This window comes from Treponema bryantii NK4A124, from assembly GCF_000421345.1.
Taxonomy (GTDB): Bacteria; Spirochaetota; Spirochaetia; order Treponematales; family Treponemataceae; genus Treponema_D; species Treponema_D bryantii_B.
The window spans coordinates 184,755-211,651 of sequence record NZ_ATWV01000006.1; the positions used below are offsets into that span (position 1 = coordinate 184,755).

Here is a 26,897-nt window from a genome sequence, read left to right on the forward strand (position 1 = left end):
ATAAATTTTTTTCTATAATTATTGAGTTAATTGTATGACAGACCTTTTGATTGGCACCAGCGGATATGATTACCCGGAATGGAAGGGAGTTTTTTATCCGGAGGATTTGAAGCGAAAAGATTTTCTCTCTTATTATGCGACTCAGTTCAATGCGCTGGAGTTGAATAATACTTTTTACAATATGCCTACGGCAGAACGCCTTCTTAGTTTTTATGAAAGGTCTGAAGGAAAACTGAATTTCAGCGTGAAGGCGAACAGACTGCTGACTCATGAAATAAGTGGCGGCTGGCAGACTGCGGCGGAGGATTTCAGGACGGCGGTTGAGCCTCTGCAGGAAAAGGGCTGTCTTTCTGCGCTGCTTTTTCAACTTCCGGAAAGCTTTCATTACACGCCTGATAACCGCATTTACCTTGCAAAACTGATACAGGAGTTTGAGGGATTTCCTGTGATGGTAGAGTTTCGTCATAAGGAATGGATTCGTCCGTCTGTATTTGAAGGTCTTGAAAAACGTGATGCTGGAATTGTATTTTGTGATATGCCTCAGTTAAAAAATCTTCCGGATGGTAGTGCGGTAAATACGCCTTTTATTGGGAGCAATGCTTATATCCGTCTTCATGGGCGAAACGAAGGAGCCTGGTACTCAACAGGAGATTCACCAAATGGTTCTGCCCGCTATTGTTATGATTATTCTGATGATGAGCTGGCTCAATTCGTGCCGGTCGTGATTAAGGCCGGGGGCGAAGGAAAGAAAGTGCAAATCTACTTTAATAATCATCCGAACGGAAGCGGAGCAAAAAATGCAGCAAAGTTGAAGAGTATGATTGAAGGTGTCTCAAAATGAAAGTAATAGTCAGTGCCTGCCTGGCCGGCGACAATTGCAAATACAATGGTGGAAATAATTTCAATCAGAAGCTGATGGACTTCCTCAAGTCTCACGAGATGATAAAAGTCTGTCCTGAAGTTTTAGGCGGTCTCCCCACTCCGCGACCTTCTGCAGAAATTGTAAATGGCCAGGTCATGAACACAGAAGGAAAAAATATCACAAAAGAATTTTCGCAGGGAGCCCAGCTTGCTTTTGAAATTGTAAAGAAAGAAAATCCCGATTTAATAATCCTTCAAAGCCGAAGCCCTTCCTGTGGAATCAAGCAGATTTATGACGGAACTTTCTCCGGTAACAAAATCCCTGGTCACGGACTTTTTGCAGACCTTTGCATTAAGGCTGGCTACAAGGTTTTAGATATTGAAGATATTGAGGAAAATTTGTGTAACAGTATGAAACAAGTAACAGTAAGCGGAGCAATCATTCTTCGTACAAATCCAGAAACAAACAAAAAAGAAATATTTGCAACTCAGCGGGGTTATGGCGATTGGAAAGGATGGTGGGAATTCCCGGGCGGAAAGCTTGAAGTTGGAGAAACTCCAGAGCAGTGCATTGAACGTGAGATTCGGGAGGAGCTGGCAACAGAAGTTAAGGCCGAGAAAATTCTTGGAGTAGTGGATTATGATTATCCAAATTTCCATCTGACCATGCATTGTATTTTGTGCACGATTGTATCTGGGGAATTAAAGCTCCTCGAACATGAAGCAGCCCGCTGGCTCACAAATGAAACTCTGCGCTCTGTAGATTGGCTTCCAGCAGATCAGTTGATTTTGGATAAGATTGGAGAGGTCCTGAAATGAAAATAATACTCAGTGCCTGCCTGGCCGGCGATAATTGCAAATACAAGGACTTATATCAACTTTGCTACATCCTCAGGAAGCCAGGTAATTTCTTTGCCAAATTGTTCCATGTCTTTATCAAACACATGTATGAAATCGATGACTTTTCCGTATTCGCTCGGGAACATACTTTCACAGTATCTTGTAGCACAGGAATGAGGAACGATACCAATATAATCATTACCTTCAAAGCGGGCCAGGATTTCTTTTGCATCTTCGAGGATAACGGGAAGCCCTGCCGCTGAAAGAGTAGTGTAAAAAGTTACTGCTTCAAGCTGACGGTATTTTCCTCTAAGAGTGAAATAGTATCCTGCTTTTTCGAGGCGTTCTTTGTATTCTTCTTCTGATAATTCACCAAGTCTGAAGTCATATTCGAGTTCTCTCTTATCATTGCAAACCATTAAATCAAGATGGGTACTATTTCCGCCCCTTATGATTTCCCAAGGATGGCCTCCCATGTTTTTTCTTGAATACCATTCATCCCAGGCTTTTGGATCTTCAAAATCAATGCCAGGTCCTTCATTTAAACCGCAGCCTTTTCCTGTAAGACCTTCGTCACGACCGTCAGCATATTTTAGATAAAGTTCAGAGAGGGTCATTTCTTGCGTATCATAATTCAAAGCTTTGTAGCCAAGTTCACAGGCCTTAAAAAAATCATTAGCCGTAAAGTTTTTTATACGAGGAATTTTAGTCTTATCATTTACTCCGGTTTTCAGTATGTTGCGAAAAGTGAAAATTGTTTCTTCAGATAAGCCATCAAAATCAAACTGCCTCCGCTCTGAATTATATTTCCACAAAACAGAACGCTTGATTATTCCTGTCCGGAATTTGTAAGGAAGATTCTTATTAACAAAATCGTTGTAAGTTCCATTTTTCAACATATCAAGAGATTCTTTTACGGCTGGAGTAATAAGATTACAGAGCATTACTGCAGCTTCATCTGAATAATCAGGTTCTCCTTCTTTCTTCATCTCTGCACTAATTATTGTTTTATTTCCTAAAGCTACAGCACGGAAACGAGTAGTTCCGTCACTATCTTTGCTGTCAACAATAACAAATTTATACCAGATTTTTTCCTGCGGATAATCGTATTTCCAGAGTTCTTCGTATTCTTTATAAGTTTTTACTTCACCATATTCTTTAAGATCTTCAAAAGAATCATAATCAGAAATATCTCCACGAGGGATAAAAAGCCAGAGAAACTTTGCTTCATCATTATCTTCAAGGGGAGCAAGAGGCGAGAGCATTTCGAAAAGAGGTTCCATTGCTTTTGCAAGAGCAGGTCTTACGCCAGAAGGATTCAAATAACCTCGATCAAAGTATTTGAGCAGCCTGTCAATGTCAGGTGCAACAAGTTTGTAATTCTGATATTTCACTTTAATGACTCCTGTTGAAATTGATATTTGAAATTTTATCATCAATAGGATTGGGTGTCATTAAAGTAGAAGTTTAAACTAATGTGGATTGATATGAATAACGTTACTTATTTCTCTAGAAATCTATTAATAAGATTCATTATTATTTCTTTGTCTGATGGATTTAGTGCATCGAATCTAGAATTCAATTTGAAATTCTTTTTAAATTTACATAACTGATTATATTCTTCCAGAGACATTTGTTCGCCATTTATTCCAGGATAATTAAATGAGGAAGCTGCTTCCCCAGTAGCAATGAATACAAAGCTTTGACTCATATAAACTGCAATCTGATACACAATATATGGGTCGGGAAAATTTCTGTCATCTCTCCAATTTAGTAAAGTTACTTCATCTGCATAGTCTTTAAGATATTCATGAAGGGGAGGTTTTCTAGTTGAATCTGTCGGATCGCAATAGCAATCGTTAATTCTTTTATAAATCATTGAAGGCAAAGAATTTCCATTACCATGCCAGGTTAGGTGGCCGGTGATTAACCATTCTGGTGCCACCTGAAGAAAAGCTGAAATTTGCAAAACTCTATCTGCAGATGGAAGACCATTTAAGGCTTTCCAGTTTGAGATAGATTGAGGTTTTAATCCAACATAATCACAAAGATCCTGTCGTCTCTTTTTCATACGTTTCAATTGGTCATCAATTCTATCAACGAAGTCTGCACCATCTTTAATTATTTCGTTCTGCACGTTCTGAGTCATAAAAAAAGTATAACATTATATATAAAATATGTTAATAAAATTTAATAAATGATTGACAAATGTTAATAATAGTGTATTATAAATGTTAATAACCGTGTAATTATATTGTTAATAAGTATTAACGAGGAGGTAACTTTGAGCGGAGAAGATGTAATGAGATTGAAAGCTATAGAGATGAAAGTTGATTGCATTCTTGAAACAATGCAAGCTCAGCAGACAGAAAAACTGGATGTTGAAAAACTTAACTCTATAGATTCGGAATGGATTACTTTGCGCCAGGCATGCGAATTGCTGGGTGCTTCGTATTCGAGAAAGACGATACAGACCAGGCCGGAACTTCAGCCTTGTCTTGGTCGCGGGGTAAAAATCGGGCGTTGCAAATGCTGGACTCGTGCACAGATTGCAGAATGGCTTGCAGCAAGAACCCCTGAACAAAAAGCAGCATATCGAAAGAAATATGCTGAGGAGGTAGCAAAATGATTGTAATAAGCCAGCTTTCTGCTGGCAAAAAAAAAGCAGTGAAGAAACTGGCACTTTCAACACTGCGTACTAACAATAGTTTTCGTCGAAAACCTTTGTCGATATCTTTATTTTATCATACTTCAATATTGATGTCGACCAGTAAGTTTAATCAGGAGGTGTCGCATGAAGCGCCCTTCAAAAAGTCCTAAGAGAGGAGGGTATATTACACTCCAGGATTGGATGGTACGACATTATCATCTTTACGGCAGGGAGTTAATTCTCTATGCAGTAATTCAGTCCTTCTCGCAGGACGGAGATTCCTTTTTTACAGGCAGCATAAATTATCTGTCTTTCTGGACAGGTTTTTCTAAGCCGACAGTAATCAAGTATTTGAAGCAGCTTGTTTCTGATGGATTGATTATGAAAGAAGAGATTTATTGCGAAGATCCGCCGAAAAATCTGTCTAAGGAAGAACTTAAAAAATGGCAGGGAAAGCATCGTCATTTTTGTAAGTACTGGACTACCTTTTCCAGATTGAGTCCGGATGAGCAGTCGGCAATAATCTCTGATGCAAAAAAGGGATAATAGGTAAGATTCAAAATGGGTAAAAAAATTTAACCCATTTTGATTTCGAAAAATCGTGGTTATCCACAGTGTTTTCCACAGGGTAAAAACAGAAAACTTTTGAGTTAATTTTGGATATTAAAATGGGTTAAGAATTTGCGAGTAATCATTGAAAATGAGTAAAGCAGTTTTACCCAATAATAAAGATTAATATTAAAAAGAATATACTAGTAGTAGTTAACTGATTTTACCGGTGGATTATGTGGATAACCTGTATCAATAATTTTTATAGGAGAAAAATTTATGAGTAATTCTAATAAAAGTAGATATGAAAAGACTGCTGAAAAACTTCGTGGAAAGAATCAGTTAACAGGTGAGATTATAGATATAAATTTCATAAAAGAATTTGCAAACTCAAAGGGAGGAAAGTGCTTATCTGAAGAGTACAAGAATAATCGTACAAAATTAAAATGGCGTTGTTCTTTAGGACACGAATGGGACGCGACCTGGGGCTCTGTTCATAATCTGGGAACCTGGTGCCCAAGATGTGCTGGTAAAGCTAAAACAATTAAAGACTGTCAGGAAGCTGCAAAAAAGTGGGGCGGAAAATGTCTTAGCACAAAGTATGTTAATTCTACAACCCCATTGGAATATCAGTGCAATAATGGCCATATTTTTAATCATACGCCGGAACAGATAACCGCTGGATGCTGGTGTCCTGAATGTCGTTCAAGCATGGGTGAAAGAATCACAAGAGGACTTCTTAAGAAAATTTTTAATTGCGATTTCGAAAAAGTGAGACCAGATTCATTACGCAATGAAGAAGGCAACAAGCTTGAGCTTGATGGATTTAATGAAAAACTCAAACTTGCTTTTGAGTATCAGGGGCAGCAGCATGTTTCATTCAGCAGACATTTTCACAAAAACCAGGCTTCTTTTGAAAAGAGGCAGAGGGATGATTTAAGAAAGAAAGACTGGTGCAAAAAAAATGGAATCAACTTAATTGAAGTTCCAGAGTTTGAAAATTATTCGGATTTGACCGGAGTCATTAAAACTATTGAAGAAAGCATTAAGCAGGCTGGAGTCCCATTACCAGAATATGAGAAACCAAAAACACATGGCGAGATACTTCATAGCGAGCTTACAGAGCTGAAAAAAATATGTGAAGGAAATGGTGGCAAGGTTCTTGCAGACGCTTTCCTTGGATGGGATAGAAAGTATGTATTTGAATGCAAAGAAGGTCATCGCTGGAAGACAACTGCAGAATCAATTAAGCAGGGAACCTGGTGCAGAGATTGCAGCATGAAGGCAATGGGTAAGAAACAGAGAAAGTATTCTCTCAAAGATGCAATAAGACTGGCAGAAGAAAGAAACGGCAAGTGCTTATCAACAATGGAATCCTTCACCAATAGCGATAACCTTACCTGGTACTGCAATGTCCATAAGGCAACTTGGATGGCTCCAATCAGTAGAATTGTGAGTGGGGGATGGTGTCCAACCTGTGGTCGCGAGAAGTGTGATGCTAAAAGAAAGAAATACACTATTGAAGACTTACAGGCTTTAGCTGCAACGCGCGGCGGAGAATGTTTATCATCGGTTTGTAATTGTGCAGATGATAAGTATGAATGGAAATGCGAAAAGGGCCATACGTGGTTTGCAAGTTTCAACGACGTGAAAGGCTGCCCAAAGTCTAAGCCGACCTGGTGCCCTTATTGTGCTAAAAAAGCCAAACATACTATTGAGGAAATGCGTGAATGGGCTGCAGCTCATGGGGGTGAGTGTCTTTCAACCGAATACGTAAATGCCAAAACAAAACTGCTCTGGAGATGTTCATGTGGTCACGAGTTCTGGGCCATGCCAACTAATGTTCAGCGCGGAAAATGGTGTCCTAAGTGTAAGGGGAAAAAAATATGGGAGACACGCCAGAAGAATTAGAATATGTAAGTAGCGAGTGGGTGGGGGACAATTCACAATTTGTTCCCCCACTTTATGAAACATAATTATAACATGAGTTAACCGAAATGGATTTCGCCGAAATGCATTTCGGTTTAAATTGCCCTAGAAAAATGTATTATTTTTGTTATTATTCCCCTAGAAAAGTGTAAAATATATGTGATGGAACGATTTTTATATAATCAGCTTAAGAACTGGAAAGACTCAAAAACAAGAAAACCTCTTATTCTTGAAGGAGTAAAATTCGCATAACATCGAAATCACAGTGCCGTTCATTGGCACCCTTGCGCTTTATAATGTAAATCAGAAAGCTGATAAAGGGGGCCTTTTATGAGAAAAGACGATATTCTGGATGTATCAAATGCTTATTCCTATAAACTTGATTTGAGTAAAATTAAGCAGGAGCTGCCGAAAGCTTCTAAGAAGCACAAGGCACCTGCTAAACGCTTTGTATGCATCGACCTGGAAATGACAGAATTTACGGCATCTCAGAGAAACTTCGTTCCGGGAGCAAACGGCGAAGTAATTCAGTTTGGGGCAGTATTGCTGGACGAAAACTATAATCTGCTCAGCGAGTTTTCTTCTTATGTAAAGCCTGTTTACAGTTCAGTTACTCCGTGGATTAATCAGCTTACCGGCATTTCAAATCAGAAACTCGAAAAGGCGGATGACTTTATAACTGTTTTCGACAAGTTCTGTTACTGGCGTGGGGAAGGGGATATCACAACCTTCTGCTGGAGCAAGTCTGATTTTAATCAGCTCTGGAGTGAGCTTGAAGCAAAGGGAAAGCATCGCTACGACCTTTTTGCTACCTTACAGGATTTTGTAGATTTGCAGAATATCTTTGGAAAGCTTATTTCATCCAAAACATCAGTTGGCCTGGAATCTGCAATGAGACTTCTTCAGATGGAGTACAAAGGCCATGTTCATTCAGCCTTGAGCGATTCTTACAACACGGCCCGCATTCTTCATAAGCTTTTCTGCACAGAAAGCCTCGAACTTGATTTTGAATACATCAATCCATCAAAAGAAAACCCAGTAAATCAGAAAGGAGAGGAAGAATATAATTGCTCATTGGCAAGCTTCCTTTCGCCAGAGTTTTTGTCACAGTTTGGTTATACAGAAGCCGTTCAGGAAGAAGAAGCAGAAGAAAACTCCACCGTGAATATCTCTGAAGATTTGCAGCTCTTGGAAGCATCACCGCTTGCCGGACTTATTAATAATGAAGAAATTGCTAACCTTTGTTCAAAATACAATATCGAGGTTCAGAGCTGGCTTAAGCTGGCAACTGAAGTTATGAATACTCAGGAAATGCAGGTTGCATAAGAGGAGAAGGATATGGGAGTTTTCATTCTTTTTATATTATTTGTTGTTATCGTTGTGATTCTCGGTAAGGCAGGTAGCAGCGGAAAAAGCAGCTATCATGGCGGATATAGTCGGGCATATGATTACGACGAAGATTTTGATGAAGACTATGATGATTATTCCGATTCCGAAATTAGAGCTGCACGAGGGGAGAGGGATTATTTTTCTGATGATCCTTCAGATGATTATAATTCGTATTATGCCCAGGTTGCAGATGATGCAATGATGGGAGATCGCGATGCTATGGATGAGATGTACGGGGAGTTTGGAGATTGGTAGGGCGTTTCCGGCGAACTGAAGCTCCTCGAACATGAAGTAGCCCGCTGGCTCACAAAGGAAACTTTGCGTTCTGTAGATTGGCTGCCTGCGGATCTGTCGATTCTGGATAAGATTGAGGAGATTCTGTAATTACATCTTCTTTCGCAACAACTGTAGAGTTCTTGCTTCAATGCCACGGATTTCTTCGCGAGTAAGATTGAAGTATGAGCCAATCTCATCTAAGGTATGGCTCCCATTTCCGTCCAGTCCGAAACGCATGGAAATGACTTCTCGTTCCTGTTCTGGGAGTTTGTTGAGAATTGTTTTCAACTGTTTCTGGAGAATGTTATAAGCATCCTTTTCATTTGTTGGCATTGGATTTTCTTCCTCAGTTTTCTCAGAATGATTTTGATCTGAAATTTTCTTTTCAGGTATAACGGTACATTCCCCCAAATCTGAAATGACTTCCAATCTCATATTACTAAAATGTTCCATTGCAGCCGCTGCTTCAATATCAGAAATAACAGTCACATTTTTTATATGGCAGATATCATTGATGAATTTTTTTACAATATGTCGGATTGCACTGACACAGATAATAATTGGTGTTGAATCTAGTTTTCCAGATATTTCTACATATTCTTTTGAAAAAGAATCTATTAGTTCTCTTTCACTAATACAGAAATTAAAAATTTCATTTCCATTATCAAATAAATATTCAGATAATTTCTGATTAAGTCTTAAAACTTTTAAGCAATTATTTTCTATAAGCGGAGCGATTATATCAGGAGCTATGGAAAGGCGAACCTTTTCATAAAGGTGAGGAAGTCCGTTTCGTTGAATCTTTTCTTCAACCGCAATGGTTTCAAAGATTGGTATAATATTACGAATTGAGACTCTTTCTTTTAAGAGGGTTTGTAAAATTTCTTTCACCACTCTGTAAGAGTCATATCCATATTTCCGGGCTATAGTTTCGCATAGAGCCGTGTTGTCATCCATCATTACTTCATCTAGTAAATTACTGACATATTGTGTTGTAATTACAGAAGGGAGATTATTTCTGATAATTTCTTCAAGGTGAGCTTTTATAATCTTGCTGTATGGAGCAATGACATAACCATTGGCTTTTGCTTCATCTTCTTTAACAGATGAGATCCAAAGGGCAGGGGAGCCAAAGGCAGGTTCTGTAGTCGAACTTCCTTTCATTGTAGTTGTAACACTACCTGTATCAATAATTAGAATAGAATCCTTTTTGAGTGTATAACGAGCGACTTCACAATCAGATACTTTGATAACATATTCGAAAGGGAGAAGCTTCGAATTATCTTTCACTCTTACATGATGAATTGCTACACCATGTTTTTCAAAAATATTTTCACGGATTTCAACAATAGGTTTAAGAATGCTTTCAAGATGTTCTTCATCACAAAGAGCATATCCAAGTTCGAGAGTAAACAGATCTATCTTTCGGTATTTTTCCATAATTAATATCTCCCTGCGGCATGCAGCCATTTTTCTGTTTCATCGTATTGATTGAATCTTGGATTCCACTTAGAGCCCCAGATTGTCTGCATATCATAAACATCAGGATTACTGGTCCATGGCTCTACAAAAATTAAAGCATTGTTTTCATATACGCCAACATACAGATGATTAAGAGTCAGTGAGTGATTACGTATTATGATGCAGTCATCAGCCTGCTCGGGATTAATTGCATCCCAAATCAATTTGAAGCTGCAGGCATAATCAATGCAATTAACCTTGCCATCGTGATTTACATCTTTCACATATTTTTGTGCGAGCTTTATGGTAACAATGATTTGATCATTAACAGGCTGATTTACAGTAATCATCTCGGAAGGTTGATCTCCCGGAGCCATCAGGAAAAACGGAAGAAAAATGAATAATAAACATACAGCAATTAATGCAAACCATTTTGCCGTGTGTTTTCGCAGAGCGTTATATGACATCCATTTTCCTGGATAAAGACTGTCCTGAACGTAGTTTTCAGACACATATTTTGAGAGGCGTTGTTTGTCATAATCATTCATCTGATTGTAACAGTTTCTGTACTGTCTTCCGATTTCGCAGGAAGCGCATTCATCTTTTGTACAGCGACCAAACTGGATTCTGCAGATACAAGCTGAACGGCCTGCTGCAAGTTCGCGAACAGCAAGATCATTGAAAGTTTCTTCACGATGAACCAATCTCAATTCATTTTCCATATTCATACCTCCGCCTTAGTAGTTATCAGGATTAATCAAATCTTTGTTCTCGATTTTCTTTTGACTATCCCAAAACTTACTATTCCTGAATCCTTGCCAGAAATATGGATTCAGAATAATTCCAAAGACAGCCGCAGCAGCGACAATGGCAAAAACACCTAAAAGAGTTTCCATAAGAGACCTCCAGATGTTACTGAATATAAGAGAAAGTGATTCCCAAGTCACGGGAATGAGATGATAATATTGAGATTCTAGAATTATTTTCTAGTAGGAGAATTGAGATACTCTTCCGAATTCTTTTTTATTATTCGTATTCTTGGAGCATTGCTTGTTTGTGTAGTGTTATTATTGTAGTTTACTAATTTATGTTCTATCACGAGGGGTTTTAATTCATCATAGATTCTTATTGCTTCCAGCAAATCCTTTTCTAGTTCTTCAGGAGATGGGAGTCTTGAGAATTGATAAGGTTTGTAACAAATCATTGCATCTGCATAGGATTTTCCTCTATGAATCTTTCCAGGGGCACCTTCAATTTTAGGTTCCCAATCACGTGTTGGTTTGATAAAACTTCCTGTAGAAATCAGAGGTCTAAGAAGGTCTTTATTATGTAAAAGTATTCGTTTTTGTTCACTAGAAGGAATGCTATCAACACCTTGTAAAATCGAAATAAAAGCATGATGATCATCCCAGCCAAATTGATATCCAATAAAGAACCCCTTTTTATTGTCTGAGCTAATTTCTGGGTATGCAATTCGAATCCAAGGAATATATGCCAGGTTTCCAATTCTGCAACCGTATTCAATTACGAATCCTTTTCCGGAAAGATATCTTTTTAATTCATTTGTGAAATTGTTTAGAATGGTTTCATATTTTTTAAAGCCTTCTATATCATTAGTTGGCACATATTTCTGATGTTCCAATTCCAAGAGTTTTTTGAAGAGTTCAAAATCAATATTCTTTTCCATTTCTATCTTACCTTATACAAACACTTCCCTTTTCTGTAATGGTCTGGAGAAAGTCTTTTTATTTCAGAGAATTGAGCTTTATAAGATTCTACATCCCATTCCCATGCTTCCTGCATGACATAATTCTTATCATATAAAATCCAAATTAATTTATCCCAGTTATAATTTTTTGCTTTTGGAACTAATGTTACTTTACTCCCTTTTTTTCCACTAGGGCGATTACCTTTGATTTGATATCGTTTTTCTTTAAAAATAAAATCAAATCCTTTTTGTACGGCTGTCTTATCCTGCATGTAATCAGAATAATCTTTTTCAGACATACCAATTAACATCGCCGCATCATATTCTGATATTACAGCAGTGATTTGCGGTGCTACACCAAATTTATTTTGCCATTCCAATGCAGTTTCTACAAGCTTATCTCTTAGCATATTAAATATTATATCATGAATTACTTGATTTGATAAAATAGTATGCTACACTTATTCTATTCCCAAATAATGAGAATGGAAATAATTGCAGGAGTTATTACATGTCAGTAGACTTCACAGAAAAAGCAAAACGTTACCAGGCAATAGATGAAATCATTGCTTCGGGACGTAAACTAAAATGGAACCAAATTATTTCAGAACTTAGCGAAGTATATGATATAAAAACCAGCCGCACTTCTTTCTTTCGTGATATTGAAGATCTTGAAGAAAAATATGCAGCTCCAATAGATACAGATTTTGAAACAAGCGGATATTTTTATACAGATCCAAAATATCGACTTCCTAGATTTTATACAGATGAGAACGCAGCGAAAGCTGCAAAGCTAATCAAAACTCTTATGGATATGGTAAAGGGAAATCCAATGTATAAAGAGGCACAGGAAATCTTTGAGTCACTAGCAATTGAGAATCACGACTTATCAATTGAAAATATTAAGATCAATAAAAAACCGGAGAATGACAGAATCATTTTTGTTGGTGCACCGAACAAAGAGATTCCTGCAGACACCTGGAGACTTATAGACCAGGCATTAAAAGAAAACCGAGTCATTACTTTTGATTATCAGTCTCTTACAGATTACAAGCCAAAGCCTCGCCGAGTTCAGCCATGGCAGCTTATTTTTGATAACGGTAACTGGAATCTTCATGCGCTTGATGTTGCAAAGAATGCTCGACGCCGATATACCCTAAGCGAAATCAAAAATCTTAAACTTACAAAAGATGTTTTTACTCTTCCGAAAGACTACGATTTTAGAAAAATGACTCGAGGCTCTTTTGGATGTCTTTGTGATAAGAACTATGAGAATTATAAAATTCATCTTCACGGATATCCAGCACGCGTTGCTCAAAAATGTGTATGGGGAGAAAATCAAACTATCGTCAAAGACAAGAAGAATCCCGGTCCTAAAAATGACGGCATAATCCTAAGCTTCCGAAGCAACCAGCGCGAAGCAATATGGACCTGGGTTTGGCAATGGGCAGATGAGGCCTGGCCGATAGAACCGAAAGAGCTGGTGGATAACTGGTTGGAACGAAGGGAGAAGGTGAATAGGCTTAAAATTTGAAAGTATAAAATAATAGATTTTTCATTAATGGTTGTTGAATAGCAAATAATAAGATCTGGTCCAATTTTAAAATTCCTGGTAAGCTGGAAGTATGACGAGTTTAGATTCTACACAATTATTGCAGAGCTTACAGACAGGTTTTATTTCAAAAACACACCATTCTATTAATGAACTGGCACCATCTCTTTTAATTAACGACTATCATAGAGAAAAGAAAATCCTGACGTCTCTTATAGAAGAACTCTCAAATTGTAAGTCTTTTGATTTTTCTGTTGCTTTCATAAACAACGAAGGGCTGGCAGCAATAAAACAAAAGTTAGATGAGCTTGCGATATATTCTCAGGCCCATCCTGAAAATCTAATAAAGGGAAGAATCTTAACAACAAACTATCTGAACTTTACACAGCCTTCTGCATTACGAGAATTAATGCAATTCCCGAATATTGAAATTAGAGCTTATACAAAAGGTGGATTCCATCCAAAAGGATATATTTTCGAGCACAGCAATTATTATTCAATTATTATAGGCAGTGCGAATCTAACTGCGTCTGCATTGACAATGAATCAAGAGTGGAGTGTAAAATTCCTTTCTTGTACAGATGGGCAAATTGTCTTTACAGTACGCGAAGAGTTTGAAGAAATTTGGAATCAGGCAGATGTAGTAAATGAAGAATGGCTTGAATCATATTCAGGTAAATATGAAGAAAAGAAGCTCACATTAAAACTTGTTAATAAACAAATTAAAGAGCTAAGAAAACAAGAAAAAGAATCAAATAAAACCGACGCCCCAAGTCCAATCATTCCTGCCTTTAGAGCTGAATTAGAAGAAACTCAGTTTGAACAGTTTACAGAATCTCCTTCAGAATTTGAAATAGAAGCAGATGAAGAGGAAATGGAAATTGTTCCTAATGCTATGCAGAAAGAAGCGATGGTTGCTCTTCATAATTTGCGAGAAGAAAAGCAGAATAGGGCACTGCTAATTGCGGCTACTGGAACAGGTAAAACATATCTTTCTATTTTTGATGTAAATCAAGTTAAGCCAAAAAAGGTTTTGTATGTTGCACATCGAGATATGATTCTTGATAAGGCAGAAAAGAGTTTTAAAAACATATTTCCAAATATAAAAACAGGCTTCTTAAACGGAAATCAGAAAGATGCAAATGCAGACTATCTTTTTGCATCTGTATTTACACTGGCAAAAGATGACACTTTAAAGTCTTTCAAAAAAGATGAGTTTGATTACATCATTGTTGATGAAGTTCATCATGCTGGAGCCGAAAGCTATAAAAAAGTAATAGACTATTTCACACCAAAATTCTTGCTTGGTCTAACAGCAACTCCAGAACGAACAGACGGCTTCGACATCTTTTCAATGTTCCATAATAATATTGCTTATGAAATTAGACTTCAAAAAGCAATGGAAGAAGATCTTCTTTGTCCGTTCCATTATTATGGCCTTTCAGATTTGACAGTTGATGGTGAAGTTATTGATGATAAGGCTGATTTCAAAAAACTGGTTTGTGATGAACGAATAAAGCACATTGAACGTGCTATTAATCTTTATAGAAATTTTGCATATCCAGTTAAAGGGTTAATATTCTGTAGTAGTGTAGATGAAGCAAAAGAATTATCTGCAAAACTAAACCGAGATGGGTATCATACAAAATATCTTGCTGCAGAGAATTCCGATATAGAAAGAGAAAGTGTGATTCGGGAATTGGAATCTGATAATAATCCTCTTCAATATATACTAACTAGAGATATTTTTAATGAAGGTGTTGATATTCCGTCTGTAAACCAAGTTGTAATGCTTCGTCCTACTCAATCAGCCATTATATTTGTTCAACAGCTTGGTCGAGGATTAAGAAAATTTAAGGGAAAATCATATGTTTCTGTAATAGACTTTATAGGAAATTATGATAACAATTTCTTTATTCCAATTGCACTTTATGGAGATAATTCATACAACAAAGATAATTTACGTAAAGCTATGAGTACTGGTTCTTCTGGATTACCAGGAACCTCGACAGTTCAGATTACTGAAATTGCTAGACAGAAAATTTATCAAGCAATTAGTGATAGTAATTTTACTCAACTAAAATTATTGAAAGACGAATTTGATAAACTCAAAATGCGATTAAATAGAATTCCAACTATGATGGATTTCGTAAAAAATGAATTTATTGACCCCCATCTATTTATTGAAAATGCTGGTTCATATTATGAGTTCTTAAAAAAGATAGATAAAGAATATACAGATTTAACTCCTAAACATAGAACTTCATTGCAGTTCATTTCTCTGGAATTTTCACATGGTTTTAGAATGCATGAGCTTCTTCTATTAAAACTTCTGATTGAAAATAACACAGTTACACTTGAACAGTATTCTAATGAGCTTACACAAAGAAAAGTTACTTTTAAAGGAAGTATAAAACAAATATTAAAGGTACTTTCACAAGATTATTATAGACAGGTGGATCAAAAGAAATACGGTGAGATTTCATATGTTTCTTTTGATAATACAACGAAGACTTTTTCAAAAACTGTTAATTTTGAAACTATGCTTCAAAATGCTCTTTATAAATCTCATCTTCTTGATCTTCTGGAATATGGAATCAATAAAGCGACAATAAAAGATAATGAAGTTTATGGCGATGATGGTTTGGTTTATTATAGAAAATATTCTCGAAAGGATGTTTTCAAAATTATGAACTTTGATAAAGACCAAAATCCTCAGAATGTTGGCGGTTATATTATTCAGGAAGTTGATGGCAGAAAGAAATGTCCTGTCTTTGTAACTTATGAAAAAGCAGAAGACATTTCTTCTTCAACAAAATATAAAGACTATTTTATTAACAATACCCGCTTAAATTGGATGAGTAAAAATAAACGCTATTTGAATTCTCCAGATGTTCAAGCAATCTTAAACCAAAAAAACAATAATATGCAGATAGAACTCTTTATCAAAAAAGATGATAATGAAGGAAAAGATTTTTATTATATTGGTAAAATGAAAACAGATTCTGACTCAAAGGAACAAACTAAAATTCCGGATGAAAATGGTCAAATGCTTCCTGTTGTTAATCTACAGTTTGATATTGAACCGTCTGTTCCACAAAACCTATATAGTTATTTAGAGGCATAAAAGATGAAACAAGTAACAGTAAGCGGAGCAATCATTCTCCGCATAAATCCAGAAACTAACAAGAAAGAAATATTTGCAACTCAGCGTGGTTATGGCGACTATAAAGATGGCTGGGAAATCCCTGGCGGAAAACTCGAACCAGGCGAAACTCCAGAACAGTGTATTGAACGTGAGATTCGAGAGGAACTTGCAACAGAAGTAAAGGCAGAAAAGATACTTGGTGTTGTTGATTATGATTATCCAAACTTCCATCTGACTATGCATTGTATTTTGTGTTCTATTGTATCAGGTGATTTGAAACTCTTAGAGCATGAAGCTGCAAAATGGGTAACGAAGGAAACTTTGCGTTCTGTTGATTGGCTGCCTGCTGATCAATTGATTTTGGATAAGATCGAAGAAATTTTATAAATAGTTCGTTATTCATACTCAAAGCCATTGAATACAGGCTATTTACATTTTCAAACATATTCAAAAGATGTACAGGTCTTGAAAATTTGACCTAATATATTTTTTGAATATAAGATAGATACTATATGCCAGCAGGTTGGAATCAGACTTTCGGAACATTCCGAGAAGGGCCAATAGATGAAGATACATTTTGGATGCTTTTTAATTATGTATTTTCAGATAGTTCGACAAAAAGAACAACTTATAAATTTGGTCTCATAAAATCGATTCTTGATAATCTTTTTAATAGTGAAGGGGAAGAGCATTCTCTTTTTATCAGCTATGAGAACGTTTTTGGAAAATTTGCAGAAAACTATTGGAACTTAGTTACTAAATACCATTTGAAACAAATGATCCCTGATGGTAAGAGCGAATATTCAAAAATCGAACAGATATTCATGGGGTTAATAGAAGAGGAACCGTCTTTTGCTAATATTCCTTTTATTTCAATTCCAGAACATAAACGACAATCTATAATTAAACAGGTTAGTAGTGACTGTAGGAAAAATGTAATTGGAGCTTTGCATAGGGACTTTCAAGAATGTCTTTATGCTTTTGATTTAAAAGGTGAAGGACTTTATCTTAATGCGTATGCTTTTAATTTTATGCTCAAATATAAAGTTGAAATAGAAAAACTGAATTATTATGCTTGGGCAAAATTTCTTGAAAAAATAAATGACGAATCTGTTGTTGTAAAACTCCTGGATAAACTAGAATTGGCCACTCCTCAAAGAGATGATCTTTCTGTCTTCCGCCAGGTGCTTTATCAGGAATTTGAACAGGATACCGGTTTCTATTGCGGAAAGAAATTACATGAAATTCATGTGGATCATTTTATCCCTTGGAGTTTTATAAAAGAAGATAAATTATGGAATTTTGTTCTGGCATGTCCAACATGCAACATAAGTAAGAGCAATAAAATCCCTCGAATGGAGTATGTTAAAGTTATACAAAACCGAAATGATAATTTGAGAAAAATCGACTCAAGTTTTGTACAGAATCAGTTTAAAACCTACAAACCTCAGTTAATTAGCGATATGTGGAAATATGCACAAAGCGGTGGTTTTGTTGTTATGTGATATAACTTAAATGGAACTCGTATTAGTCAATATCTATTGCATATTAGATAATCATTTTGGTTTTAACAAATATGCAGTTTTGATGATATAATATTAAAAAGGTGGATTAATAAAAAAATGAATGAGCTGCAGTCTTTATCAATGATTTTCCAAAATAAACTTTTTAGAATACCAGACTATCAGCGCGGTTATGCCTGGCAAGAATTTCAACTTATAGACTTCTGGGAAGATTTGGTTAATCTGCAGCCTGATAGAAATCATTATACAGGACTGCTTTCTATAAAACAACTTTCAAGAGAAGACTCAAAAAAACTTGGCGAAAATGATCAATGGTTATTAAATGCTGGATATAAAGCTTATCATATAGTAGATGGTCAGCAACGTCTTACTACATTTGTAATATTATTACATGAATTAATTAAGTTTTGTACAAACCTCGATGAAAACAAAAGTATTCCAGAATCTGACGTTTATTTAGGATTCGAAGCAATTAAAGATATAAGAGCGAAATATATCAGTAAACAGATGCCGCCTAATAATCTACGTACTACATATATTTTTGGTTATGAAAATGACAATCCGAGTGCTGATTATTTGAGATATAAAATCTTTGAAGAAAAATTTGGAGGCACATTAAAAGAAACTTACTACACAAAGAATCTTAAGTTTGCAAAAACATTCTTCGAAGAAGCTCTTTCTAAATTCTATGAACAGAAAGGAACTCAGGGGTTATCTGATTTATATCAAAAGCTAACTTTACATCTTATGTTTAATATTCATGAAATTGAAGATGATTATGATGTTTATGTTGCTTTTGAAACAATGAATAACAGAGGTAAACGACTTACCAATCTTGAATTACTCAAGAACCGTTTGATTTACCTAACTACGTTATATAACAAAGAAGACCTTAATGAGGAAAATGAAAACGCTTTAAGAGAAACAATAAATAATGCCTGGAAAGAAGTATATTTTCAGCTTGGAAGAAATGAGTTTTCACCTTTATCAGATGATGAATTTTTAAGAGCTCACTGGATTATATATTTTAAATACACCAGACAGAAAGGTGATGACTATATCAAATTCTTATTGCGAAAATTTTCACATAAATCAATTTTTAATGATGTTTACGAAGTTACATCAGATTCGCAAGATCCTGTAATTATTGAAAATGAAAATATCGAAGACGAAGAAAATGAAACAGATGATAATGATATTAGTGAAGAAATAAATGAAGATTCTCAGCAAACAGAATTCCTACGTCCTAGTATGATTGCTGATTATGTAAACAGCTTAAAAGAATGTTCTGAAAGCTGGTATTATACTTTCTTTCCAGATGAGAGTACTGATTTATCAGAACAAGAGAAACTTTGGATTGATAGATTAAACAGAATTGGTATTGGGTATTTTAGGCCACTTGTTTCTGTTATCATCAACAAAAGTACAAGTGGCACAAGTGAAGATAAAGTTGAAGTATTAAAAGCAATTGAACGATTCCAATTCATAAACTTCCGTCTTGCACAATATCAATCAAGCTATAAAAGCAATGAATATTATAATAAAGCAAGGGATTTATATTTTGGTAGAATTCCTCTACAAGAAATTGCAGAGGATTTAAATGAAACAACAAACAACAATACAGAAAACGCACTTGAAACATTTGTAAGTAAAATGCACAGAAGATTTGATTCTGATGAAGGTTTCTATAGCTGGCATGATTTGAAATATTTCTTATTTGAATATGAGTATTCGCTTGCAGAAAAATTAAAGAGATTGGATAACCTCAAATTAGATTGGATTAGTTTCACTTCTGTAACAAAAGGAAAATATTCAATAGAGCATATTCTCCCTCAAACTCCTAAGAAACTTTACTGGCGAAATAATTTCAGACAATTTACATCATCTGAAATAAAAAAACTTACAGGCTCTTTAGGTAATATGCTTCCGCTTTCACAAGCAGTAAATTCAAGTTTGCAAAATGATACTTTTGATGAGAAGAAAAAACGTGGTTATTCAAACGGTTCATACTGCGAACTTGAGGTTGCTAAAGAAAAAGATTGGACTGCTGATAGAATCTATAATAGGGGCTTAATGCTTCTCGATTTTATGGAAACTCGTTGGGATTTCAAATTTGCAAATCAACAACAAAAAGAAGATTTACTATATATTAGCTTCGTAAATGACCAGAGAGAAATACCTCCAGAGATTACACAAGAATCAATTGCACAAGTAAATGATGATATAGAAATAGGTGCTTCTAGACATGAAAAAAGAAAAGCATACTGGACTTATTTGTTACCAATATTAAGGGCAAACTTAAATGGTCCTTATGGTAATGTAAATCCCACAAAAAGCAATTCCTTGGATGGATTCTTTGGAGTATCAGGTATTCACTTATATTGCAATATTTCAATGAAATTAAATAAAGTTTCTGTCGGTTTCTGGATTGATACAGGAGATTCAATTACTTCAAAAAAGATTTTTGATTTGATTTATAAAGATAAGGAATATATCGAAGATAAAATTGGATTAAAGTTGGATTGGGATAGAAAAGATGCCTCAAGATCTTGCAGTATTAACGCAACATTAAATGATGTTGATTTTACTGATAAAGAACAATGGCCAAAATTAGCAGAATTCCAGTCAAAATATGCAAAGCTTCTAGCTGATATTGTTTTTTATCCTAGAGAAGATGAGATAAAACGAATTATCAGATCATAGATAGTACATAATCCTATGAAATTTCATGAGTTTAATGAATCAGAAATAGAAAAAATGATAAATCTGAATGAGTATTTATTTAAAATGAAATAGATTTGGAGTGAAAATAATGTCAAATGCCGAGAAAATACGTAATTTCTTAATGAACAATTATCAAAATTTTTGTGATGATTGTATTTCCGATTTATTAAATATTTCTCCTAGACAACAAGTAAATCAAATCTGTAATAATCCAGACAACGGTATATGTTGCAATGAGAGCGGAACATGTTGCAATTGTGATAAAACTAAAAAAACAAGATTTCTGATAAATATTCAAAATCCTCCAGTAGCACTTGTGAATGCTATGAACTGGTCGGTTACATATGACAATTCACGAATGATTCATAATAAATCTATTAAAGAGGCTGACGCAGATATAAAAGCAAAATTAACATCTGATTTTGAAGCTAATCTATACCTTAAATTAAAAGAGTTTTCTACATATGTATCAAAAAAAAGCAATATAGATTCTTTTGATTCTTTTGCAGTAAATGAGTTTATCAATTCCAAGGTTGGTGAAAATTATAAAAAAGATATTTGGAATCAAGCAAATGAAAAATTACAAAAAATTAAGAATATGACCAATTTTGGTTCTGGAGAAGTCATTAAATCGATAATTCAGTGTATTGAAATTAAAGGCAATAATTTGCTTGAATGGCAGAGTAAGAAAAGAGGTCCAGAAGGTAGAGTACATGCAAAATTATATGAAATTTTAGAAAGCAAAATATTTCTGGAAGAATTGGAAGAAACAATATGGAAGTTTTATTTCACGGATGAGCAACCAGAATTTTATTTTTTCGATGCATTTACAAAACTTGTAAATAGAAAATATGCATTAATTTCGTATTTATATTTCTTGAAAGATAAATCAAAATATTTACCATTAGCAACCAATACTATTGATGACTTCTTCCAAGAAGTTGGAATTGATTTAGTTACAAAACTTAATTGTTCATGGGAGAATTACTACTCATATCTATCGGTGATGGAATATGTCAGAACGTTTTTACGAGATAATCTTGATCCAGATGCTTGTTTACTAGATGCTCACTCTTTTGCTTGGATATTAGAAAGACAATACAAATCAGATTTACATAATAAAAAATATATAATACCAAAAGTATTAGAATTAAAAGCAAAAGATAAAGAATCTGTAATTAAAGCTCGTGTGGGGCAGGGAATCTATAGAAATAAACTTTTAGAAAAATGGCAGAATAAATCCTCCGTTTCAGAATATTCAAATCCATCATTTATGGTAGCATCTCATATAAAACCATGGAAAGATTGTGATAATAAAGAATGCATAGATTCAGAAAATGGGTTACTGCTAATCCCAAATTATGATTTCTTATTTGATAAGGGGTATATTTCCTTTAACGATGATGGAAATGTAATCGTTTCTAATAGATTAACAGAGGCTGATTTAAAAGAATTCGGGTTTGATAAAAATATTCGAATTAAAGAAGTTTCTAAAAAGATGAAAGAATATCTAGAATATCATAGAAAAAAGGTTTTTGAGTAATAAGAATGTAATAGACTAATTCCCGAATCGTTACGGGGCCACTGGAGAGGATGGCGAGAAACGTCGACAAGCGGTTGGAGCCAGAGGACTTCCATCTTATAAATAATGAAATCTATCGGCAATTTATAATTGCTTTTTTTCAGAAAAATTGCTTTACATTTTGCCTCAAGCAGATGAATAAAAACTATAATACTAAAAAAAATTTTTGCTTTTAACTTTTCTATGTTATAATTTAAAAAAATTAATAATGTATAAAGGTTGATTATGCTTGTAGGTCTGTTTCTTCGTAATTATAAAGTTTATAATGGATTAAATTTTATTCCTATTTCTTTTGGAGATTATTTTACTGCTTATTTTGGACAAAATGGAGCCGGCAAGAGTTCTGTTCTTGAGGCATTAAATACCTATTTTAATGATTCTGACTGGATTATAAACAGGAAAAAAAGCGATTCTTCACAAAAATATTCAGAACGTAGTTATATTTTACCTGTTTTTTTATTACCATTTTCTGAATTATCACAATCAACTGATCGAGAAAAAAAATTATATGATTTATGCAAACAGTTAAGTGAATATTTTTGGAATATAAAAGAAACATCTTCAACTTCACAAGAAATTAAGTATTTTTTTGATTATCGAGACATGTTAAAGAAAAAATATCCTAAAGAAGATTATTGTTTATTATTAATAGGAAAATTATATTTATCAGAAGACCATTTGCCTTACTTCGGAGCGTTTCAAAATGAACCTGACTTTCTGTCAATTTTTTCAATTAAAGCAAGTGATGAAGAAGACTTAGACAAACAGAAAGAAGAAAATGATAAGAATGTTTTCTCTTTTTTTGAAGATATTAATATTATTAACTATATTTCAAATTTGTATAATTATATCTATTTACCATCTGATATTGATGTAGAGACTTTTACAAAACTAGAAAATGATGCAATGCAAGATTTACTCCGCAAGAATGTGAAAGATGCAATTGCCGATTCTATTACGTCGGATATGATGGAAAAAATAAATAAAAATCTTTCTGAGTATGTAAATGAAGTTTCATCAAAGTTAGAGAATTACACCTATGCACAAAAGAAAGGTGCAGATCGGGAAATAAAAAAAACTGATTTAGTAAACCGAATAATTCGTGCATATTTTACAAATAAAGTTTTATCAAAAAAAGGAAATATAACAATTCCTGTAAATCAACTAAGTTCAGGTGAAAAAAGAAAAGCTTTAATTGATGTAACAGTAACCTTATTAGAGACATCAGAACAAGATAAGAAGGTTATATTAGGTATAGATGAACCGGAAATTTCGCTTCATATTTCTGCATGTTTTGAACAATTTGAAAAATTGAGAGGATTGAGTTCTCTGAAAACTCAAGTATTAGTAACTACACATTGGTATGGTTTTTTTCCAATTGTAGGTAGCGGATTGGCATGCTGTATAACAGATTCACTTCCACAAGAGAATTTACCAAATAAAAAAATAATTAGTATTTTTTCACTTGAACATTATTTAGAAGAAATTAATGTAAGAAAAATTGAAGAGTCTAAACAAAAAAGGCAAGATTATCAAAGTACTGATCCTTATAAAGATACTTTACATACTCTTCCTGGTGATATATTCCTGAAAAGTAAACATGATTTAGTTCAATCCATAGTTTTATCTATGAGAGGAGATAATTCATATAATTATTTAATTGTTGAGGGGTATTCCGACAGAATATATTTCAATAAGTATTTAGAACCATATATTATATCGAATAATCTTCGCATATTACCTGTTGGTGGTAGAGATTTAGTTATTTCATTAATGGAATACTTATATTTATCTATGAATAGTATACAGGATGATATTACAACAAAAATAATCGGAATCATAGATAATGATTCAAAACAACCATCTCTCCATTATTATTCTGATACTGGAAATCTTAAATTACGACGAATTCGTTTTGATTCCAAGGAAAAGGATATTGTTTTAGAAGATCCAAAATCATCCGAAAGTGAGAATGTAACTTCAATTGAAGATATTCTTGAACCAGATTTATTTATAAAAACAATAAGAGAAGTAATAAATGATGAATATTCTGAAGTTCGGGAAATATTTAATGACGAAAACATTAATAATGAAGCTAAGTGTTCTTGGGATGTTGTTGATTATAAAACAAGTCAAAGAAATAAAGTTAAAGAGTTTTTTGGAAATAAATCTATTAAAACAGCCTTCTCAAAACAGTATATAAAAAATGATATATCAATTAATAAATGTTCTGCAATAAAAGAAATAGTTCATTTGTTCAATTTCCCAATTAAATCTGAAAAATCTGAGGTTGAACCATCTATATCTTTAGAAACAGATATTTATAGTAAAGACAAAGCATCAAAGGAAGGAAACAGTAATCAAACTAAAATTGAAGAATCACAAAACCTAGAAACAAAGAAAACTGCATTTATAGTTCATAAAAAAAACATTGAAAATGAAAAGAAACGAGTTGTTGTTGTAAAGAAAAAAATAATTAAAGAATAGAAAACATTATTTTGTAAGTTTTTAACATATGAGCACCTCATTTATGAAATTTTGTACCGATATTAAAGTTACATATGATATTCAAACGATGTCGTTGGAGAAGTAAAATAGGGCATACAGCCCTTAAAAAATATCTTAAATTATTCTAATGTTAGCGTCATATGTCAATGTGTCAATGCTGGTGAGAAATTTCCTGGGAAGTTTAACACCGGCATTGACACATATGAAAACATTATGTAGAAAACGGTTTTTATATTTCAGTAGTTTCTTGATATGATATTGTCAGCTGCTAGGAAAAAATCATAGAGAACTCCCCGTCTAATGTCGGGGAGAAATACTTTACTTTAAGAGGTTGTGAATTTCTTTGTACCAAGTTTTATGAAGGTGGATAATTCTTGCCTTCTGCAAAGATTCTTCCAGAACTTCTTTTTTGGTCATAGTAGAAATTCGTTCCCAATCGCCGTCAAAAACATAAGTCGCATTGTCGGGCTGTGTGCTTTCAAAGACATACAGTTTTTTCTTATTGTAGGAAAAAATGGTATAACCAGAAAAGCCGTTTATACCAATTGCAATAGAATCTGGTTTGTAACTATGTAAAATTTCAAGACGATTTTCAATGACATGTCTGTCTCTGGGCCTTAAACGGTTCAGAATAGGGTGCAGTTGTTTTAACCGTTCTTCAAAAGGATATTCACCTTTTGGAAGAATTTCCCAACAAAGACGTATAATTTTAGTATGACTTTCAAGATCTGAAAAGTCATCTTTGACTACAGAGCATTCATGAAATAGTTCAAGGAAAAGGTTAACAGCCACTTTTACAAGTTCGTCGTTTTCTTCTGTGAAAACTAGTTCATCTGAAACAACGTATTTTATACCATCTTTTTCAAGAATAGTGAGTTCAATGTTGTAAGGGGCATGTCTTGTCCTTGGGTAACACTTATACGGAACATCAACAATGTCATCAACCATTTCCCAGTCTCCACCGCCAGTCCATTGTGCACGACGTATTTCCATTTCCCTGTATTTGGTTATCTTTGGTTGGTTTTTATGAACAATATTAAATCCTTCTGCATTCATAATGGATATACGACCTTTTTTTGAAGGAAGAATTCTTTCACCTGCAATCAAATCCTTAAAACCGACGTTTTTAATTAATGATAAGTTTTCATTTCTTACTTGCAATGTGACTCTGATTTTTGTACCTTTGTAGGAACTAAGTTTGTTTGTATTAATTATCTTAGATTGATTAATAATCATTTTATTACCTCTTATAAGAATAAAAACAGGGAAGCTTAACAAACTGCTAGTTTTTCCCTGCAAATGTATAACTTTCGCTAATACCAGTTAGAAGATTATCGATGTTAATCGTGTTATGAGAAACATACACAACATAAGTATCTTTATAAAAGTTATTAGCTTACGTTTTACATTTACTGTACTAGGAATATTAGATTGGGTAAGCATTCTATTTGCCCCCCTTAATCTAAAAAAATGGGAAAAGGTGTACAGAAAAAAATATTTAGTCTGTACAAAATTCTTGCAAGAAAAGCATAAAAGGCATATAATAGAAAAAGATATTAAATTCGGTTATATTACTTTTATGCGTTGACCGTTTATAGACTTTTTTAAATCATTGGCGTGGTTTAGAAAAGTCTTTTTTTATTTCCATAGGCTTTACCCCCTTTTTTTATTAAACTTAAATTTTAGACAGTTGACATCTTGCAGCTGCAGAAGAAACACCACATTTTTCTACAACTTCGTTAACTGACATACCACGAACTAAAGAAGAGTCAATTAGAAATTCTCCGCCAAAGCAATCAGCCTGCCATTCAGGATTTCTATAAGTTGGCAAACTAGCACCTTCAATAGTTCGACAAAAGCTTACCCCATAAAGTAGAAATAAAAAGAAATGGCCTAGCTCATGCGCGATAGTCATTCTATCTCGACCACATCCACTGCAGGCTCCTTCGTAAACATCACTTCGTATCTTAATACATCGTTCTGTTACGCTTGTAACACCGTGAGTCTCGGCCCCCATTTCATCATATTCTACAATTTCAAAATGTGCATCAGGAACAACCAGATGCATTCTTTCAAGAACTTGTTCTACTGGAACATAAAGAGTGTTCTGTAAACCAAAAAGACATTTTACCTGATGAGCTATATGTCTAATTTTGTTTCTTGATAATGGTTCTGCTATATACATAAAAAAGCCTCC

Annotated in this window: 24 protein-coding genes; 15 read left to right on the top strand and 9 right to left on the bottom strand. The window is 34.3% G+C overall.

Annotated elements, in window-relative coordinates; translation table 11 throughout:
• Positions 1–34: 34 nt before the first annotated feature.
• Positions 35–841: a DUF72 domain-containing protein gene (locus G626_RS0108125; RefSeq protein ID WP_022932294.1), complete on the top strand. Its 807-nt coding sequence runs from the start codon at positions 35–37 to the stop codon at positions 839–841.
• Positions 838–1,680, top strand: coding sequence for a 2-thiouracil desulfurase family protein (locus tag G626_RS18265; RefSeq protein ID WP_081647508.1), 843 nt, complete (start codon positions 838–840; stop codon positions 1,678–1,680). Before G626_RS0108125 ends, G626_RS18265 begins: the two co-directional genes overlap by 4 nt.
• A gap of 50 nt (positions 1,681–1,730) precedes the next feature.
• Here the strand turns inward: G626_RS18265 and G626_RS0108140 are convergent, their stop codons facing one another.
• Positions 1,731–3,095, bottom strand: coding sequence for a hypothetical protein (locus G626_RS0108140; RefSeq protein WP_022932295.1), 1,365 nt, complete (start codon positions 3,093–3,095; stop codon positions 1,731–1,733).
• 107 nt (positions 3,096–3,202) lie between these two features.
• Positions 3,203–3,850, bottom strand: coding sequence for a helix-turn-helix domain-containing protein (locus G626_RS0108145; RefSeq protein ID WP_156003259.1), 648 nt, complete (start codon positions 3,848–3,850; stop codon positions 3,203–3,205).
• Positions 3,851–3,985: 135 nt separating this feature from the next.
• On the opposite strand from G626_RS0108145, the gene G626_RS0108150 reads away from it, so the two are divergent.
• From G626_RS0108150 to G626_RS0108175, 6 genes are all read left to right on the top strand, one after another.
• Positions 3,986–4,330 (top strand): helix-turn-helix transcriptional regulator, encoded by a 345-nt coding sequence (locus tag G626_RS0108150; protein ID WP_022932297.1) that lies wholly within the window; start codon positions 3,986–3,988, stop codon positions 4,328–4,330.
• Positions 4,327–4,521: a hypothetical protein gene (locus G626_RS0108155; protein WP_022932298.1), complete on the top strand. Its 195-nt coding sequence runs from the start codon at positions 4,327–4,329 to the stop codon at positions 4,519–4,521. The genes G626_RS0108150 and G626_RS0108155 overlap by 4 nt, the downstream gene beginning before the upstream one ends.
• On the top strand, positions 4,496–4,897 hold the full coding sequence (locus G626_RS0108160) for a helix-turn-helix domain-containing protein (RefSeq protein WP_022932299.1): 402 nt from the start codon (positions 4,496–4,498) through the stop codon (positions 4,895–4,897). The genes G626_RS0108155 and G626_RS0108160 overlap by 26 nt, the downstream gene beginning before the upstream one ends.
• A gap of 282 nt (positions 4,898–5,179) precedes the next feature.
• On the top strand, positions 5,180–6,811 hold the full coding sequence (locus G626_RS17415) for a hypothetical protein (protein WP_022932300.1): 1,632 nt from the start codon (positions 5,180–5,182) through the stop codon (positions 6,809–6,811).
• Positions 6,812–7,159: 348 nt separating this feature from the next.
• A complete protein-coding gene (locus tag G626_RS0108170) occupies positions 7,160–8,155 on the top strand; it encodes a 3'-5' exonuclease (protein ID WP_022932301.1) in 996 nt (331 codons plus the stop codon).
• Positions 8,156–8,167: 12 nt separating this feature from the next.
• Positions 8,168–8,473 carry a hypothetical protein gene (locus G626_RS0108175; RefSeq protein WP_022932302.1) on the top strand — a complete coding sequence of 102 codons (306 nt, stop codon included), beginning with the start codon at positions 8,168–8,170 and terminating at the stop codon, positions 8,471–8,473.
• Between the two features lie 129 nt (positions 8,474–8,602).
• Here G626_RS0108175 and G626_RS0108180 read toward each other — a convergent pair whose 3' ends face one another.
• The 5 genes from G626_RS0108180 to G626_RS0108200 all read right to left on the bottom strand — a co-directional run bounded on the left by G626_RS0108180 (position 8,603) and on the right by G626_RS0108200 (position 12,073).
• Positions 8,603–9,934, bottom strand: a complete 1,332-nt coding sequence (locus tag G626_RS0108180; protein WP_022932303.1) for an FHIPEP family type III secretion protein — start codon at positions 9,932–9,934, stop codon at positions 8,603–8,605.
• A 2-nt stretch (positions 9,935–9,936) separates the two neighbouring features.
• Entirely contained in the window at positions 9,937–10,677 is a 741-nt protein-coding gene (locus G626_RS0108185) for a hypothetical protein (RefSeq protein ID WP_022932304.1), read from the bottom strand.
• Between the two features lie 15 nt (positions 10,678–10,692).
• Positions 10,693–10,851, bottom strand: a complete 159-nt coding sequence (locus G626_RS18075) for a hypothetical protein (protein ID WP_022932305.1) — start codon at positions 10,849–10,851, stop codon at positions 10,693–10,695.
• 83 nt (positions 10,852–10,934) lie between these two features.
• Positions 10,935–11,642: an MrcB family domain-containing protein gene (locus G626_RS0108195; protein ID WP_022932306.1), complete on the bottom strand. Its 708-nt coding sequence runs from the start codon at positions 11,640–11,642 to the stop codon at positions 10,935–10,937.
• A 2-nt stretch (positions 11,643–11,644) separates the two neighbouring features.
• Positions 11,645–12,073: a hypothetical protein gene (locus G626_RS0108200; protein WP_022932307.1), complete on the bottom strand. Its 429-nt coding sequence runs from the start codon at positions 12,071–12,073 to the stop codon at positions 11,645–11,647.
• A gap of 101 nt (positions 12,074–12,174) precedes the next feature.
• Here G626_RS0108200 and G626_RS0108205 point away from each other — a divergent pair, with 101 nt between their 5' ends.
• The 7 genes from G626_RS0108205 to G626_RS0108240 all read left to right on the top strand — a co-directional run bounded on the left by G626_RS0108205 (position 12,175) and on the right by G626_RS0108240 (position 24,679).
• Positions 12,175–13,197, top strand: coding sequence for a helix-turn-helix transcriptional regulator (locus G626_RS0108205; RefSeq protein WP_022932308.1), 1,023 nt, complete (start codon positions 12,175–12,177; stop codon positions 13,195–13,197).
• A 91-nt stretch (positions 13,198–13,288) separates the two neighbouring features.
• Positions 13,289–16,342 carry a DUF3427 domain-containing protein gene (locus G626_RS0108210; protein ID WP_022932309.1) on the top strand — a complete coding sequence of 1,018 codons (3,054 nt, stop codon included), beginning with the start codon at positions 13,289–13,291 and terminating at the stop codon, positions 16,340–16,342.
• Between the two features lie 3 nt (positions 16,343–16,345).
• Positions 16,346–16,750 (top strand): (deoxy)nucleoside triphosphate pyrophosphohydrolase, encoded by a 405-nt coding sequence (locus G626_RS0108215; protein WP_022932310.1) that lies wholly within the window; start codon positions 16,346–16,348, stop codon positions 16,748–16,750.
• Positions 16,751–16,875: 125 nt separating this feature from the next.
• Complete coding sequence (locus G626_RS0108220) at positions 16,876–17,868, top strand: HNH endonuclease domain-containing protein (RefSeq protein WP_022932311.1); 993 nt, start codon at positions 16,876–16,878, stop codon at positions 17,866–17,868.
• Between the two features lie 117 nt (positions 17,869–17,985).
• Positions 17,986–20,589, top strand: coding sequence for a DUF4268 domain-containing protein (locus G626_RS15865; protein WP_022932312.1), 2,604 nt, complete (start codon positions 17,986–17,988; stop codon positions 20,587–20,589).
• A 109-nt stretch (positions 20,590–20,698) separates the two neighbouring features.
• Positions 20,699–22,153, top strand: a complete 1,455-nt coding sequence (locus G626_RS17420; RefSeq protein ID WP_022932313.1) for an HNH endonuclease — start codon at positions 20,699–20,701, stop codon at positions 22,151–22,153.
• Between the two features lie 264 nt (positions 22,154–22,417).
• Positions 22,418–24,679, top strand: coding sequence for an AAA family ATPase (locus G626_RS0108240; RefSeq protein ID WP_022932314.1), 2,262 nt, complete (start codon positions 22,418–22,420; stop codon positions 24,677–24,679).
• 339 nt (positions 24,680–25,018) lie between these two features.
• On the opposite strand, the gene G626_RS15875 is transcribed toward G626_RS0108240, so the two are convergent.
• Entirely contained in the window at positions 25,019–25,936 is a 918-nt protein-coding gene (locus G626_RS15875) for a hypothetical protein (RefSeq protein ID WP_022932315.1), read from the bottom strand.
• Positions 25,937–26,375: 439 nt separating this feature from the next.
• Positions 26,376–26,885 (bottom strand): ImmA/IrrE family metallo-endopeptidase, encoded by a 510-nt coding sequence (locus G626_RS0108255; RefSeq protein ID WP_022932317.1) that lies wholly within the window; start codon positions 26,883–26,885, stop codon positions 26,376–26,378.
• Positions 26,886–26,897 lie beyond the last annotated feature (12 nt).